The following is a 14,712-nucleotide window of genomic DNA, read 5'->3' as shown; positions in this document are numbered from 1 at the left end:
TAACTCGTCCAAGACGTTGCCTATGTTAGCACACCTTCGTGCAACCGGAACACACGATCCATCTTGGCGGCCAACCGCTCATTATGTGTCGCAACGATCGCTGCCGAACCTTCACCCCGAACAAGTTCCATAAATTCGCCCAGAACAATATCGGCGGTATGCTCGTCCAGATTACCGGTCGGTTCGTCGGCGAGAACCAGTTTGGGGCGGTTCGCCAGTGCGCGAGCAACCGCCACGCGTTGCTGTTCCCCGCCTGACAGCTTTGCCGGTCGATGGTGCAAGCGTTCAGCCAGACCCAATTTCCCGAGAAGATGCTTTGCCCGATCCTCGGCTTGATCGGGTGCCGCGTCTGCAATCAACTGCGGCAGAACGACATTTTCCAAGGCGTCGAAATCGGGAAGCAAATGGTGAAACTGGTACACAAACCCCAGCTTCTCGCGCCGGATTTCGGTCTGCCGGTCCACGCTGCTCGCACTGACCTCTTCATTGTCGAGTCGGATTGAACCTTCAAAGCCGCCTTCCAGCAGCCCGATCGCTTGCAACAAGGTTGATTTCCCTGATCCGGAAGGACCCAGAAGTGCGACAAGCTCTCCATCGCCCACGGACAGATTGATTCCCCGAAGGACCTCAATAGTAACGTCGCCCTGAACGAATTCGCGGCGAAGATCGGATATTTCGACAATTTTACTCATAGCGCAAAACCTGGACCGGATCGGTGCTGGCGGCTTTCAAAGCCGGGTATAGGGTAGCCAAGAAGCTGAAAAGCAGGGCCAGTCCACAAATTGCGAGAACCTCCATCGGATCCGTCCGGGAAGGCAATTCGGTCAGAAAGCGTATGGATGGATCCCACAGATTCTGACCCGTGACAAATTGCACAAAATTGACCACCGACTGCCGGAAATACAGAAACACCGCCCCCAATATCAAGCCCAGCACGATACCCGCCGACCCGATGAGTAGCCCAACCATCATGAAGATACGCAACAAGGATTTCCGCGACGCACCCATCGTCCGCAATATCGCGATATCCCGCGTCTTTGCGCGTACAAGCATGATGAGCGATGACAGGATATTGAACACCGCCACAAGCACGATGATCGACAAAACCACGAACATGGCAACCCGTTCGACCGCCAGCGCCTCGAACAGGGATGCGTTCATACTTTTCCAGTCGACGATCAGCGCCTTATTCTCGATCTTGTGCAACAGCGGACGCAGAATTTCATTCACCTTGTCCGGGTCATTTGTCTTGATCTCGATCATGCCGACTTCGTCACCCAGCAGCATCAAAATCTGCGCGCGTTCGATCGGCATGATGACAAAGGCCTTGTCATAATCATAGACACCAACTTCGAAAATGGCTGCGACTTCATAGGAAATCTCGCGCGGGACAGTACCGAATGGCGTCGTTCGTCCCGCCGGATTGATGATTGTGATGCTCTGGCCAACCTGAACACCCAAATTTTGGGCAAGGCGGGAACCAATGGCGACCTTGTCTTCGTCAGCGCGCAGCGCGCCAAGTTCACCGGCTACGGTTTTACCGCCAAGGGTTTCGTTATTCTGGATATCCTGCACCGACATCCCGCGGGCAAGGATGGCCTCCACCCGTCCTTCGTAGGTCGTCAGCAATGGCTGCTCGATCAGGGCCGTCGCACTGGTAACGCCAGGCGTAGCGCGTACATCTTTCAAAACCTGGCGCCAATCCTGTAAGCGTCCGCCATATCCCTGAACAACAGCGTGCCCGTTCAAGCCAACAATTTTGTCAAAAAGCTCCGCGCGGAACCCGTTCATCACACTCATGACGATGATGAGGGCGGCAACCCCCAAAGCGACGGCAACCAGACTGATGCTCGCAACCAGGAAAATGAATCCCTCGCCCTTGTTCGGCAAGAGATACCGGCGGGCGACCATCCGTTCGTAACGCGAGAGGATCATAAGGCGTCTTTATTCAGCATTTCAGGCATGTTGCGCTCTTAGGAGTCGCCAAAGCCGCTGGCAAGCGTTGTTGCAGCCTTGCAACAGCTTTTGAAAAAGCGCTGTCTCACCTCCGGTTCCATTTGCAAAGAATCGGTCTAGAGCGGAAAAGGCGGTTGAATTCGTCGACCGCAATGTGGCCGAGGGTTCAGGGGGAAAAATCAGACCCGCCGATGGGGATCGGTAGAGGACTGAAAATATTGCGCTAGCAAAGCTGCAGAGCGAGGCCGTCCGATTTTTCGGGCGGCCTTGTTTTTTGACCTCTTGAAATATTTCCCGACTTTACCATCTTGTCATTCGGACGCCCAAAAGGGTCCGGACATGACCGCAGGTGCCGCTATGGGCCTGCAAAAAACCAAATTGCTTGATGGAGAATTTGACATGAACCGTTTTGATTTTACCCCCTACCGTCGCAACACCGTTGGCTTTGATCGCCTGTTTGAGCTGCTTGAGAACACAGGACGCATCGCCCAGAATGAAAATTATCCGCCGTTCAATATCGAACGGACCGGCGAAAACGACTATCAAGTCACCGTAGCTGTCGCCGGTTTCAAGCCCGACGAAATCGAAATCACCGCGCAGCAGAACCTGCTTGTCGTGACCGGCAGCAAGCATGCCGATAGCAACGACAATCGTGACTTCCTGCACATGGGAATTGCGAGCCGAAATTTTGAACGGCGTTTCCAACTGGCTGACCATATCCACGTGACCAACGCCGACATGGCCGACGGTCTGTTGTTGATTTCCTTGGTCCGTGAAGTCCCGGAAGCATTGAAGCCGCGCAAGATCGAGATCGGCAAGCAGACGATCCCCACCGTCATCGAACATGATGATTCGAAGAAAAAGGGCTCCAAGGTCGCCTGATTTAGGAAAATGGTTCGGGGCGGTCGACTTCTCGACCGCCCCGGGCACATATGCGCCCTTCCCATCCAATCAGCCCGGGTCGCAATTGGGCCCACTGGATATGAAACTGAATTGACACCCCGTTACAACAACATGCGTTAACGCCAATGTGTCAATATTTTCTTATCAAACCAAACGACTTTGCTTGACCGCAGCTTCGACAAAGCTTGCGAATAAAGGATGTGGAGCGAAAGGCTTCGACTTCAGCTCCGGATGAAACTGAACCCCGATGAACCAGGGATGTTCCGGACGTTCGACAATTTCAGGCAGTTCTCCGTCTGGCGACATGCCGCTGAAAACCAGTCCCCCCGATTCCAGAGCGTCCTTGTAATGGACGTTTACTTCATAACGATGACGATGGCGTTCCGAAATTTCATTTGCGCCGTAAATGTTGGCCACATGGCTGTTGCCGCTCAGCTTTGCATCATAGGCGCCAAGCCGCATGGTGCCGCCTAGATCGCCCCCAGCCTCTCGCTTCTGCAGACCTTCTTCGGCCATCCATTCGGTAATTATCCCCACAACAGGTTCGTCCGTCGGGCCAAATTCCGTGCTTGATGCTTTGGCAATTCCGGCTGTGTTGCGCGCGCCTTCGATACAGGCCATTTGCATGCCCAGACAGATGCCGAAAAACGGCACTTGCCGTTCACGCGCAAATTTAACCGATGCGATTTTGCCTTCCGATCCGCGTTCGCCAAATCCGCCCGGCACCAGAATAGCGTGCATGGGTTCAAGCGCGGCCGCAATTTCGGCTTCGGACTGCGCGAATAACTCGGCATCTATCCATTTTATGTTGACCTTGACCCGATTGGCCAATCCGCCATGGACAAGCGCCTCGTTCAACGATTTGTAGGCGTCGGCCAGGCCAACATATTTGCCCACAACGCCAATGGTAACCTCGCCTTCCGGGTTTGACTGGCGCTCTATGATATCTTCCCAGCGAGACAGGTCCGGCTCACCCGAATAATCCAGGCCAAAGGCGTGCAAGACTTCGTTATCAAGACCTTCGGCATGATATTGCAGAGGAACGGCATAGATGCTCTTCGCATCGAGCGCCGGGATAACCGCCTCTTTTCGGACGTTACAAAAGGCAGCAATCTTTGCGCGCTCATTATCGGGTAGCGGATGCTCGCACCGGCAAAGAAGAATATCCGGCTGAATCCCCAACGACGTCAACTCGCGGACGCTATGCTGCGTAGGTTTGGTTTTCAGCTCGCCTGCTGCGGCAATGTAGGGGACCAGTGTGACATGGACCGATAATGTCCGTTCCCGCCCCAATTCGTTACGCAATTGCCGGATAGCCTCAATAAAGGGCAGCGATTCGATATCGCCTACAGTGCCCCCAATTTCGCATAGGACGAAATCCAGATCATCGGTCTCGGCTTTTGCAAATTCTTTGATGGCGTCGGTCACATGCGGGATCACCTGCACCGTTGCGCCCAGATAGTCTCCGCGCCGTTCTTTCTGGATGATTGTCTGGTAAATGCGGCCAGAAGTGATGTTGTCCGACTGGCGTGCGGACACGCCTGTGAAACGTTCATAATGCCCCAAATCGAGGTCAGTTTCCGCACCATCATCGGTGACGTAGACTTCGCCATGTTGATAGGGCGACATCGTGCCCGGATCGACATTGAGATAGGGATCGAATTTGCGGATGCGTACGCGGTATCCACGCGCCTGCAAAAGGGCCGCGAGCGATGCCGCCATAAGACCTTTGCCAAGCGAGGAGACCACGCCACCGGTGATGAAAATGAACCGTGCCATGGGGGTAAAGGCCTAAGCCGCCTTTAGCGAAAAAGACAAGCGGGCGAATCTATCCTGCGTAAATAAATATGTGCAAAAAACGATTTTAGGCGTTCGACCGGATTATTTGTCGAGAGGAACCTCAGTTGCAGGTGCCGTCTGTTCCGCAGGTGCAGGGGTGCCTGCAGCGGGAGCAGCGGTCGAAGGCGCCGTCGGCACTGCGGGAACTTCGGTACGCTCAAGCGAGGTATCGATCTTTGCGGTGCCACCTTCACGCGCTGCCACAAAAGCGAGCGAGATAGACAGCAGGATGAACAAAGTTGCCAAAATGGTCGTCAAACGCGTCATAAAATCGGCAGCACCACGTGCCGACATCAGGCCGGACGGGCTACCACCCATGCCAAGACCGCCACCTTCGGAACGCTGCATCAGGATTACACCGACCAGAGAGGCTGCAATGATTGCCTGCACGACGATGAGGAAATGGAAAATACCCATGAATAATTCCGAACAGTTAAATGTGGCGGTCTGCCGTTGATGCGGCCCACATAGCGACCGCACCTGCAATCTTCAATGCTCTTAAGCGGATTTTGCGGCTGCTGCCAAAATAGGTTCGAATTTTGCAGCTGTCAGGCTCGCACCTCCGATCAGCCCGCCATCGACATTTGGAATAGCCATAAGCATCGCGGCATTGTCGCCATTCATTGAACCGCCATAAAGTATCGACATGCTCTCGCCATCAATGCCAAAGCGGGCAACAAGCTGTTCCCTTATCGCTCCGTGCATTTCGGCAACATCCGAGTCTTCGGGTATGCGCCCCGTACCAATTGCCCAAACAGGTTCGTAAGCAATGCTGAGCCAATCAGATGCCGCATTATCCGGCACCGATTTCTGCACCTGGTCCAGAACGATGTCCAAGGCCTTGCCGGCGTCACGTTCTTCCAGTGTTTCGCCCACGCAAATAATGACCTTCAACCCGGCAACATGCGCTGCAGCCGCTTTACCACGGATATCTGCATCGCTCTCATTCTGTCCGGCGCGACGTTCACTATGTCCGACCAGTGTCAGCGTAGCGCCCGCATCGGCCAGCATTGCCGCCGACACGCAACCGGTATGGGCCCCGGACACCTGCATATGACAGTCCTGCCCTCCCAAAGTAAACGCAGGCAAAAGCGAGGTTGCGCGATCAATTAATGTCGCCGGTAGACATAAAGCACTGTCGACTGAAGTCTTATAGTTGGCCGACATTGTCGCAATCGCCTCAATTTCGGAGAGGTCTGACGATGTCCCGTTCATCTTCCAATTACCGACAATAAACTTGCGCATAATCCCGCTCCTGTTTGGCATAATCCCGATTCTGAGCGCGCTATGCCCTCGTTTCCGCATTTCCTGCAAGTCTATCCCTTGATTGCCGGTGCCTTGCCGCCTAAAGCGACACGAAATTCAACGCATCCGCGCCACTTGTCGGGAAATCGCAGTTCATGATCAGTTCCATCCGTTCGCTAATCAATTCTAAATTCGGGGCAGTGATTGCACTCCTCTTTGTAGGGATGATCGCCATTGCATTCGCATTGGGGGATGTAACGGGATCAAGCAGCTTTGGCGGACTTAGTGGCGGAAATGTTGCCCGTGTTGGCGACCGCAATATCACCTTGGGCGAATTGAACGATGCGCTCGACAATAGATTGCGGGCCGAGCGTCAGAATAACCCAACTTTGGATATGGCCAATTTCGTTGAAGGAGGCGGGCTCGATTCCACTCTGGAGCAGCTTATCAACCGTTATGCCCTCGCCGAATTCGCATCGCGATATGGAGTAGCGGTCAGTGATCGTCTGGTGGGTTCGGAAATCCGGAAACTCCCGGGCGCTATGGGGCTGGATGGCAAGTTCAGTGCCGAGGCTTTTCGCGCCTTTGCGCAGCAAATCGGTGTAAGTGAGCAAGCGATCCGTGATGATATTACGCAAAATCTGTTTGCGCAGCAGATCATTCCGACAGCAGCCAGCGGCCCGCCAGCACCCGACGGCATGGTTTTGCCCTATGCGTCGCTTGTTTTGGAGCAGCGTTCGGGTCAGGTCGCATCCATTCCGTCAACGGCATTTTTTCCGCAAAATCCGCCTAGCGAAGCGGTTTTGGTGAAATATTATAACGACAATGCTGCCAAGTTCACGATCCCGGAAAAGCGGGCGATCAGTTATGCGATTTTTGACAAATCCATTATCGCCACGCGTGCAAAACCATCCGAGGCAGACATTGCGGCATATTATAAGGCAAATGCCGCCAAATACGCCGCATCCCAAACGCGAAATATCAGCCAGGTCATCGTACCTACAGAAGCGGCTGCAAAATCGGTTGTTGCGCAAGTAAATGCCGGAAAATCGCTTGCCGAGGTAGCAAATGGACTTGGCCTTGCCGTAACCACATCCAACAATGTTGCAAAAGCAAATCTGGCAGGAACGGCATCTCCCGCTGTTGCCGACGCTGTCTTCGCTGCCGCGAAAGGCACCATTGCGAAACCGGCACGCGGTAAGCTGGGCTGGACGGTCGTTCGGGTCGATGCGATCAATCAGGTGGCTGCAAAATCGCTTGCTGCCGCCCGAGCAGAAATCGAGACCGAGCTTACTAAAACGCGCAGCGAAGAGATGCTGACGGAAATGACGGCCGAAATCGAAGATTCCTTCGCCGACGGTGCGACGATCACCGATATGGCAAAGCAAAATGGCCTGAAGGTTGAAACATCGCCCAAACTGCTGGCCAATGGGCAGAATACCGCCAACCCCGGCTACAAACCGATACCTGAAATGCAGGTGATTTTACCGGCGGCTTTCCAACTGGATACCAATGGGGAAGCGCAGCTAGTTGAAATTGTGCCGGGCGAAAAATTTGCAATGATCGCCGTGGCCGATTTTGACGAAGCGGCCCCTCCCCCCCTCGCCGACGTGCGTCCCATCGTGCAGCAGCAATGGGCACTTGCCGAAGGGGCAAAGAGCGCACGCGCTGCCGCCGACCGGATCCGCAAAGCCGTTGACGGCGGGCAACCACTTCAGGCGGCCTTGGCTGCCGCCAATATTCAGGGTGCCCAGGTCGAATCCATTAAGGGAACCCGCGCCGATCTCTCGCGCCAGGGACAGCCTATCGCACCGCCGCTATCGATGATGTTCGCGATGAAAAAGGGAACAGCGAAAATATTGCAGGGTGGCGGCAACCGTGGTTGGTATGTCGTGCACCTGACCGATGTCGTAAAAGGCGACGCCAGCGGGAATGCCGAAATGTTGCGTGCACGCAAACAGGAAATTTCGGGTCTGCTACAGACCGAATATGGTGCACAATTGATTGCGGCCGCTGCCAAGGATGTGGGCGTCAAGAAAAATGACGACGGCATCGCCGAACTTCGGGCGCGCCTGACCAACCGTGACAACAACTAAACCCGCTCTTGTCTGGCGTAAGCGTATTGCAGATACCGAAACGCCGGTATCTGCAGCACTTAAGCTATTCGAGCCCGAGCGCGGTGATTTTATCCTGGAATCGGTTGAAGGCGGAGAAACGCGTGGCCGCCATAGCCTGATTGGACTGGCTCCTGACCTGGTGTTTCGTGCGCAAGGCCAGAATGCCGAAATCAATCGGAATTGGTTAAGCAAACGGGACGCTTTCGAACCCGATCCTTTGCCGGCGCTGGATGCGTTGCGCGCGCTGGCAACCCGGTGCCGCATGGATGTACCACCGGAACTGCCACCTGCGCTCGCCTGCCTGGTCGGCTATTTTGGTTATGAAACCATAGGCCTTGTGGAAAAACTGCCACGTGCGGTCCAGTCCTCGCTGGAATTGCCTGATATGCTCTTTGTGCGGCCGACAGTCATACTGGTGTTCGACCGTTTGAAGGATGAAATGTTTCTGGTGTCGCCGGTGTGGACAGGCGCTGATGACGCAAAAGCTGTCGCTTTGGCGCATGAGCGTCTGGATGAAACCGAACGGCAACTGGATGCGGCCATCGTAAAAAATCTGTCCGGCTCCGAACAATTTGATCCGCAATCGGTCCAGCTTAATCCGGTGTTGCCCGCCGGAAAATACGGAACAATGGTTGCAAAGGCCAAGGATTATATCGAAGCGGGTGATATCTTTCAGGTTGTTCTGGCCCAGCGTTTTACGGCGCCTTTTGCCCTGCCCCCAATCGACCTCTATCGCGCGCTGCGTCGTATTAATCCGTCCCCCTTCCTCTATTTCATCGACCTTCCCGGTTTTGCGCTGATTGGCTCAAGTCCGGAAATACTCGTGCGTGCCCGTGGCGGTGAAGTCACTATCCGGCCTATTGCGGGCACAAGACCGAGGGGTAAGAACAGCATCGAGGATGCGGAAAACAAGGCCTCTTTGCTTGCCGACCCGAAAGAGCGGGCCGAACATCTGATGTTACTTGATTTGGGACGCAACGACGTCGGCCGCGTTACTAAGGGGGGCAGCGTAACGGTCACCGATAGCTATATGGTCGAGTTTTACAGCCATGTTATGCACATCGTGTCCAATGTCGTAGGCGAGCTTGCGGACGACAAGGACGCCATCGACGCACTGTTTGCCGGCTTCCCCGCAGGCACTGTCAGTGGTGCACCCAAAGTGCGGGCGTGTGAAATTATCGCCGAACTGGAACCCGAAACGCGCGGTGCCTATGCAGGGGGCGTTGGCTATTTTTCACCTAATGGCGATATGGACAGTTGCATCGTTCTGCGAACGGCGGTGGTCAAAGACGGCATCATGCATATGCAGGCGGGAGCCGGTATCGTTGCCGATAGCAACCCGGAATATGAACAGCGGGAGTGTGAAGCGAAGGCAGGCGCCTTGATCGCCGCCGCGCGCGAGGCCATCCGCGTCGCAGGAGAAGCCCAGTTCGGGCAATAGCTTGACCTCTCGGGATAGCCCGTTAGCATAACCGGATGCGCAAATTACTACTTTCCTCGCTTGGCATTTTTACAATGCTCTCTTCGCCCGCCCAGGCCCAAATACCGGCCTCGACCGAGAACGATGCGGTCTTCAGTGATTTCGCCTTCGGCACCGGGGAAAAGCTGTCCGAACTAAAAATCCATTATACAAGCCTTGGTACGCCCAAACGCGACAAGGACGGGAATATCACCAATGCGGTGATGATCCTGCACGGTACCGGAGGCACGGGAAAGCAGTTTTTCCAGCCCCAGTTCGCCAATGAATTATTTGGCCCGGGACAGGTGCTTGATACGGCCCGCTACTTTATCATCCTGCCCGACAATATTGGCCATGGCCAATCGTCCAAACCCAGTGACGGATTGCGGATGGCTTTTCCGAAATATGATTATGATGACATGGTCACTGCCCAGTACAGGCTGGTCACGGAAAATCTCGGTATCAAAAAGCTTAAGCTGATATTGGGCACCTCTATGGGCTGCATGCACGGCTTTGTATGGGCAACGCGATATCCGGATGCCGTTGAAAAACTGGCACCATTTGCGTGCCTGCCCGTGGAAATTGCCGGCCAAAACCGCATGTGGCGCAAATTGTCGATGGAAGCGATCAAGACGGACCCGGCATGGCAGGGCGGCAACTATACGACTCCTCCCATGGCAGGATTGCGCACAGCAGCGTCGCTTTCGATCATCGCCGGTGCAAATCCGCTTGCTTTGCAGGCACAATATCCGACCCGCGACGCAGCAGAGAAATATCTGGAGGAGGCGTTTCAACGAACCGTTTTTCGTAACGATGCCAATGACATCATTTACCAGCTCGATTCCTCGCGAACCTACAATCCCTGGCCACATCTGGAAAAGATCCGGACACCCATGCTCTGGATCAATTCGGCGGACGATTTCATTAATCCCTTCAACTATGGCATCACCGAACAGGCGATGAAGAGGATGCCGACCGCCAAATTCATACTCATCCCGGCGAGCCCGGAAACGAAGGGGCATGGCACCCATACATGGGCCAAATTCTGGAAAGACGATTTGGCTCGATTATTAGCGCAATAGTGCCTCTTCCACCCACGATATAAAGGCGCTAGGGCCACGCGCATGATCCTTGTTATCGACAATTATGACAGCTTCACGTGGAATCTCGTCCATTATCTAATGGAACTTGGTGCTGAGGTTGAGGTCGTCCGTAATGACGCCATGTCGGCAGGTCAGGCGTTGTCATCGGGTGCGCAGGCATTTCTTATTTCACCTGGGCCAAAAACGCCCAACGAGGCGGGGGTCAGTCTGGATCTCGTCGCAGCGTGTGCCGACGCAGGCAAGCCCTTGCTCGGGGTATGTCTTGGCCATCAGACTATCGGCCAGCACTTTGGCGGCACTGTTTCCCGCGGCGGTCTGATGCATGGCAAGACATCGCCTGTTACCCATGACGGCTCCGGCTTGTTTACCGGCTTGCCATCACCCTTCACCGCGACGCGGTACCACTCATTGATTGTTGAAAACATACCTGCCCAGCTTGTCGTTAACGCGACCAGCGACGATGGCCATGTAATGGGATTCCGGCACGAAACCTTGCCGATCCACGGCGTGCAATTCCATCCGGAAAGTATAGCAACGGAGCATGGCCATGCAATGCTGTCCAATTTTATGCGTATTGCGGGAATTGCGGTAAAGGAACGGGTATGAAGACCCTGCCCGACGCGTCTCGGCCGCTTACCGCCGAACTGGCTGCTGAAGCCTTTGCGGCGATCCTGGATGGCGAGGTCGCCGCGCCGGACATCCAGAATTTCCTGACCATTATGTCGGACCGCGATGAGACCAGCATCGAAATTGCTGCTGCCGTGCGCGAGATGCGCAAAAGAATGAAGGCAATTTCCGCTCCCGAAGGGGTCATTGATGTATGCGGCACCGGGGGTGATGGTAGCCATAGTTTGAATATATCAACCGCTGTCGCGATCGTGGTTGCGTCGTGCGAGGTTCCTGTTGCAAAACATGGCAATCGTGCAGCTTCTTCCAAGGCAGGCGCCGCGGATACATTGGAAGCTTTAGGGTTAAATCTCGACCGGGCGAGCGATACCGCAGAGGCCACACTCGCCGATCTGGGTATTTGCTTTCTGTTTGCGCAAAAGCACCATCCTGCGCTCGCGCCCCTTGCGCCAATCCGCAAAGCCATCGGTAAGCGCACCATATTTAATCTGACCGGCCCTGCGGCGAATCCCGCAAGAGTAAAACGGCAGTTGATCGGTGTGGCCCGGCCCGATTTTTTGCCGGTCTATGCCGGTGCACTCGAATTGCTTGACTATGATGATGCGATGCTGGTTGCGGGCGACGAACCCTTGGATGAACTGTCCATTTCAGGCCCCAGCAGCGTCCATCGGATTGGCCAGTATGTAGAGCGAATTACGCCGGAAAGCGCGGGGTTGGCATATCATCCTATGGAAGATCTGCGTGGCGGTGATGCGGCCTTTAATGCTGCTGCACTGATGCGTTTGCTTGACGGCGAAGCCGGTGCCTATCGCGACGCGGTATTGTTGAACGCGTCCGCCGCTCTCATGGTGGCAGGGCATGCGCATGATTGGCAATCCGGCGTCGAAGAAGCGGCCGAGGCCATCGACAAAGGGCTGGCCAAGGCACTTTTAGACTGCTGGATTGCCTACTGATGTCCGATAAACTTGCCGAAATCTGCGCCACAAAAGTTGGCGAAGTCGCCGCGCGGAAGCCCAAGGGATTGGGACACTGGCCTTTGCCCTCGCCCGTTCGCGGTTTTGAAGCAGCGTTGCGGGCGCGTGCACAGACCGGATTTGCCCTGATCGCGGAGATTAAAAAGGCGAGTCCCTCCAAAGGCCTGATCCGCGAGGATTTCAATCCGGCGGCCCATGCAAAGTCCTATCAAGCGGGCGGTGCGGCGTGCCTGTCGGTCTTGACAGACGCCCCCTATTTTCAGGGACATGAAGATTATCTGATCGCGGCACGGGCCGCTTGTGATTTGCCCGTCATCCGCAAGGATTTCATGGTCGATCCGTGGCAATGTGATGAAGCAAGAGCGATGGGTGCCGACGCAATTCTGATCATTGTTGCTGCCTTGGATGACAACCAGATGCGCGAAATCGAACTGGCAGCTGTCGCACAAAATCTGGACGTTCTGGTTGAAGTGCATGACGAAGGCGAAATGGAACGCGCGCTCCGTCATCTGAAGTCTAAACTGATCGGCGTGAACAATCGGAATTTGAAAACGTTCGATGTTGACCTGTCAACCACGGAACGTTTGGCAAAAATGGTTCCGTCTGATGTGCTCTTGGTTTGTGAAAGTGGTATTTCCACCCATGCCGATTGTGCTCGGATGTCTCAGGTCGGCGTTCGAACCTTCTTGGTTGGCGAGAGTTTGATGCGGCAGAAGGATGTCGAAAGCGCCACGCATATGCTATTGACCGGCGCATGACGAAACTGACGCATCTCGACGAAAGCGGCGCCGCACATATGGTTGATGTTTCAGCCAAAACGGACACCGTTCGTGAGGCTGTGGCCGAAGGCCGCATTGAAATGTCGGCCGAGGCATTGCAGGCAATCGTGGATGGCAGCGCCAAAAAAGGCGACGTCCTCGCTACGGCACGCATCGCGGGTATCATGGCCGCGAAGAAGACGAGCGAACTTATCCCCTTGTGCCATCCGTTGCTGCTTTCCAAAATTGCAGTGGATTTCAGTTTCGAACCAGACGCCATCCGGGCGACAGCCCGCATACGTCTGACCGGTCAGACCGGTGTGGAAATGGAAGCGATGACCGCCGTTTCTGTGGCGCTTTTGACCATTTACGACATGGCAAAGGCCTTGGATAAGGCCATGACGATTTCCGATATTCGCCTTCTTACGAAAAGTGGAGGCAAGTCCGGAGACTGGGTGCGCCCCGAATGCTGAGCCTCGAAGAAGCGCATTCGCAATTACTCGCAATGGCTCCGCGCCTGCCGTCTCAGCACTATCCGCTGTCCAGATGCATTGGTCATTATCTGGCGGAGCCTGTGGTAGCAAAACGCACACAACCTGCGGCTGATCTTTCGGCCATGGATGGATATGCGTTGCACAGTGCGACACAACCCGGTCCGTGGCGGGTCATTGGTGAAAGTGCGGCAGGACGACCTTTCAATAATGCGGTCGGCCCCGGCGAAGCCGTACGGATATTCACCGGCGCCCATGTGCCAGACGGTTGCGACACTGTGCTGATTCAGGAAGACGCCACACGGGATGGCGACATTTTATCTCTCCACGGTTCGGAAACACTTCGCCCATCTGCGCATATCCGACGCGCCGGGGGTGACTTCAACAAAGGTTCCACATTGCTGGAATCAGGCATCAAACTGACGCCCGGCGCCGTCGCGGTGGCCGCTATGGCGGGCTATGGCATTTTGTCTGTGGGCGGACGCCCAAAGGTCAGCATTCTTGCCTCGGGCGACGAATTGCGTGCACCGGGCGAAGCATGCGACGACGCCCATATCCCCTCCAGCAACAGCCCGATGTTGGCTGCCATGCTGTCGGCGTTGCCCTGCGACATCGAAGATTGCGGTATAGTCGAGGACCAGATGGATTCACTCGAAACAGCAATCCGGAATTGCCTGCACACTGACATTATTGTGACGACAGGCGGCGCTTCGGTGGGCGATCACGATCTTGTGGAGCCCGTATTGCGCAGATTGGGCGCGCAGATCGATTTCTGGAAAGTGGCGATCCGGCCTGGAAAACCCCTGATCGTCGGCCGAATCGGCAAGACAATCATAGTGGGATTGCCCGGAAACCCCTCCTCCGCCTATGTAACCGCAACATTGTTTTTACTTCCATTGGTGCGGCATTTGGCTGGCTGTGCGGACCCCCTTCCCAGATACATTAACGGCACCTTGGCTCAAGCTACTGCCGCGGGTGGCAAACGGGTCGAATTCTACCGAGCATTTGAAGAAAATGGCCTCATTTCAATATTTTCGCGGCAAGATAGCGGAATGCTTACACCTCTATCAAAGGCGAATGCTCTTCTGGTCAACCCGGTCGACGCGCCCGCACGCAATGCCGGCGAACCGGCCCAGTTTTTAAGGATCGACTAACGAAGCCCGCCACCAAGGCAGCGGGAGTTGACTTAACCGCATTTGTTCTCTAATCGTTCCTTTCATGTTCAACCTATCGGGAACGT

Annotated in this window: 14 protein-coding genes; 9 read left to right on the top strand and 5 right to left on the bottom strand. The window is 55.1% G+C overall.

The annotated features are described in order from the left end of the window. Window positions 1-20 precede the first annotated feature (20 nt). Together FOM92_RS04285 and FOM92_RS04280 are read right to left on the bottom strand one after the other, a co-directional pair. Window positions 21-692 carry an ABC transporter ATP-binding protein gene (locus tag FOM92_RS04285; protein ID WP_143775527.1) on the bottom strand — a complete coding sequence of 224 codons (672 nt, stop codon included), beginning with the start codon at window positions 690-692 and terminating at the stop codon, window positions 21-23. Further along, window positions 685-1,935, bottom strand: a complete 1,251-nt coding sequence (locus tag FOM92_RS04280) for a lipoprotein-releasing ABC transporter permease subunit (protein ID WP_143775526.1) — start codon at window positions 1,933-1,935, stop codon at window positions 685-687. The genes FOM92_RS04285 and FOM92_RS04280 overlap by 8 nt, the downstream gene beginning before the upstream one ends. Before the next feature lie 420 nt (window positions 1,936-2,355). Here FOM92_RS04280 and FOM92_RS04275 point away from each other — a divergent pair, with 420 nt between their 5' ends. After that, window positions 2,356-2,838, top strand: coding sequence for an Hsp20 family protein (locus FOM92_RS04275; protein WP_143776312.1), 483 nt, complete (start codon window positions 2,356-2,358; stop codon window positions 2,836-2,838). 165 nt (window positions 2,839-3,003) lie between these two features. On the opposite strand, the gene FOM92_RS04270 is transcribed toward FOM92_RS04275, so the two are convergent. The 3 genes from FOM92_RS04270 to tpiA form a co-directional block, all read right to left on the bottom strand. After that, on the bottom strand, window positions 3,004-4,638 hold the full coding sequence (locus tag FOM92_RS04270; RefSeq protein WP_143775525.1) for a CTP synthase: 1,635 nt from the start codon (window positions 4,636-4,638) through the stop codon (window positions 3,004-3,006). A 102-nt stretch (window positions 4,639-4,740) separates the two neighbouring features. Further along, window positions 4,741-5,115 carry a preprotein translocase subunit SecG gene (secG, locus tag FOM92_RS04265; RefSeq protein WP_211347349.1) on the bottom strand — a complete coding sequence of 125 codons (375 nt, stop codon included), beginning with the start codon at window positions 5,113-5,115 and terminating at the stop codon, window positions 4,741-4,743. An 81-nt stretch (window positions 5,116-5,196) separates the two neighbouring features. Next, complete coding sequence (gene tpiA / locus FOM92_RS04260) at window positions 5,197-5,943, bottom strand: triose-phosphate isomerase (protein ID WP_211347348.1); 747 nt, start codon at window positions 5,941-5,943, stop codon at window positions 5,197-5,199. A gap of 155 nt (window positions 5,944-6,098) precedes the next feature. Between tpiA and FOM92_RS04255 the strand changes: the two genes are divergently transcribed. Genes FOM92_RS04255 through FOM92_RS04220 form a run of 8 tightly spaced genes read left to right on the top strand, consistent with a single transcriptional unit; the run spans window position 6,099 to window position 14,626 of the window. Then, window positions 6,099-8,039: a peptidylprolyl isomerase gene (locus FOM92_RS04255; RefSeq protein WP_143775523.1), complete on the top strand. Its 1,941-nt coding sequence runs from the start codon at window positions 6,099-6,101 to the stop codon at window positions 8,037-8,039. Then, window positions 8,026-9,501: an anthranilate synthase component I gene (gene trpE, locus FOM92_RS04250; RefSeq protein ID WP_143775522.1), complete on the top strand. Its 1,476-nt coding sequence runs from the start codon at window positions 8,026-8,028 to the stop codon at window positions 9,499-9,501. Before FOM92_RS04255 ends, trpE begins: the two co-directional genes overlap by 14 nt. A gap of 35 nt (window positions 9,502-9,536) precedes the next feature. Beyond that, entirely contained in the window at window positions 9,537-10,601 is a 1,065-nt protein-coding gene (locus FOM92_RS04245; protein ID WP_143775521.1) for an alpha/beta fold hydrolase, read from the top strand. A gap of 42 nt (window positions 10,602-10,643) precedes the next feature. After that, complete coding sequence (locus tag FOM92_RS04240; protein WP_143775520.1) at window positions 10,644-11,228, top strand: anthranilate synthase component II; 585 nt, start codon at window positions 10,644-10,646, stop codon at window positions 11,226-11,228. Continuing rightward, a complete protein-coding gene (gene trpD, locus FOM92_RS04235; protein WP_143775519.1) occupies window positions 11,225-12,202 on the top strand; it encodes an anthranilate phosphoribosyltransferase in 978 nt (325 codons plus the stop codon). Before FOM92_RS04240 ends, trpD begins: the two co-directional genes overlap by 4 nt. Further along, the gene (gene trpC, locus FOM92_RS04230) at window positions 12,202-12,981 is read left to right on the top strand and encodes an indole-3-glycerol phosphate synthase TrpC (protein WP_143775518.1); all 780 of its coding nucleotides are present in this window, start codon (window positions 12,202-12,204) and stop codon (window positions 12,979-12,981) included. The genes trpD and trpC overlap by 1 nt, the downstream gene beginning before the upstream one ends. Further along, entirely contained in the window at window positions 12,978-13,454 is a 477-nt protein-coding gene (moaC, locus tag FOM92_RS04225; RefSeq protein WP_143775517.1) for a cyclic pyranopterin monophosphate synthase MoaC, read from the top strand. The genes trpC and moaC overlap by 4 nt, the downstream gene beginning before the upstream one ends. Further along, window positions 13,448-14,626 carry a molybdopterin molybdotransferase MoeA gene (locus FOM92_RS04220; protein ID WP_143775516.1) on the top strand — a complete coding sequence of 393 codons (1,179 nt, stop codon included), beginning with the start codon at window positions 13,448-13,450 and terminating at the stop codon, window positions 14,624-14,626. The genes moaC and FOM92_RS04220 overlap by 7 nt, the downstream gene beginning before the upstream one ends. Window positions 14,627-14,712: the final 86 nt, after the last annotated feature.

Origin of the sequence: Sphingorhabdus contaminans (assembly GCF_007280415.1) — a bacterium.
GTDB classification, from domain to species: domain Bacteria; phylum Pseudomonadota; class Alphaproteobacteria; order Sphingomonadales; family Sphingomonadaceae; genus Sphingorhabdus_B; species Sphingorhabdus_B contaminans.
This window is presented reverse-complemented; position numbering and strand designations above follow the sequence as displayed.

Bases quoted from the DNA above. Each gene is read 5' to 3' on its own strand.
- FOM92_RS04285 (WP_143775527.1), bottom strand. From the start codon at position 692: ATGAGTAAAATTGTCGAAATATCCGATCTTCGCCGCGAATTCGTTCAG.
- FOM92_RS04280 (WP_143775526.1), bottom strand. From the start codon at position 1,935: ATGATCCTCTCGCGTTACGAACGGATGGTCGCCCGCCGGTATCTCTTG.
- FOM92_RS04275 (WP_143776312.1), top strand. From the start codon at position 2,356: ATGAACCGTTTTGATTTTACCCCCTACCGTCGCAACACCGTTGGCTTT.
- FOM92_RS04270 (WP_143775525.1), bottom strand. From the start codon at position 4,638: ATGGCACGGTTCATTTTCATCACCGGTGGCGTGGTCTCCTCGCTTGGC.
- secG (WP_211347349.1), bottom strand. From the start codon at position 5,115: ATGGGTATTTTCCATTTCCTCATCGTCGTGCAGGCAATCATTGCAGCC.
- tpiA (WP_211347348.1), bottom strand. From the start codon at position 5,943: ATGCGCAAGTTTATTGTCGGTAATTGGAAGATGAACGGGACATCGTCA.
- FOM92_RS04255 (WP_143775523.1), top strand. From the start codon at position 6,099: ATGATCAGTTCCATCCGTTCGCTAATCAATTCTAAATTCGGGGCAGTG.
- FOM92_RS04245 (WP_143775521.1), top strand. From the start codon at position 9,537: ATGCGCAAATTACTACTTTCCTCGCTTGGCATTTTTACAATGCTCTCT.
- FOM92_RS04240 (WP_143775520.1), top strand. From the start codon at position 10,644: ATGATCCTTGTTATCGACAATTATGACAGCTTCACGTGGAATCTCGTC.
- trpD (WP_143775519.1), top strand. From the start codon at position 11,225: ATGAAGACCCTGCCCGACGCGTCTCGGCCGCTTACCGCCGAACTGGCT.
- trpC (WP_143775518.1), top strand. From the start codon at position 12,202: ATGTCCGATAAACTTGCCGAAATCTGCGCCACAAAAGTTGGCGAAGTC.
- moaC (WP_143775517.1), top strand. From the start codon at position 12,978: ATGACGAAACTGACGCATCTCGACGAAAGCGGCGCCGCACATATGGTT.
- FOM92_RS04220 (WP_143775516.1), top strand. From the start codon at position 13,448: ATGCTGAGCCTCGAAGAAGCGCATTCGCAATTACTCGCAATGGCTCCG.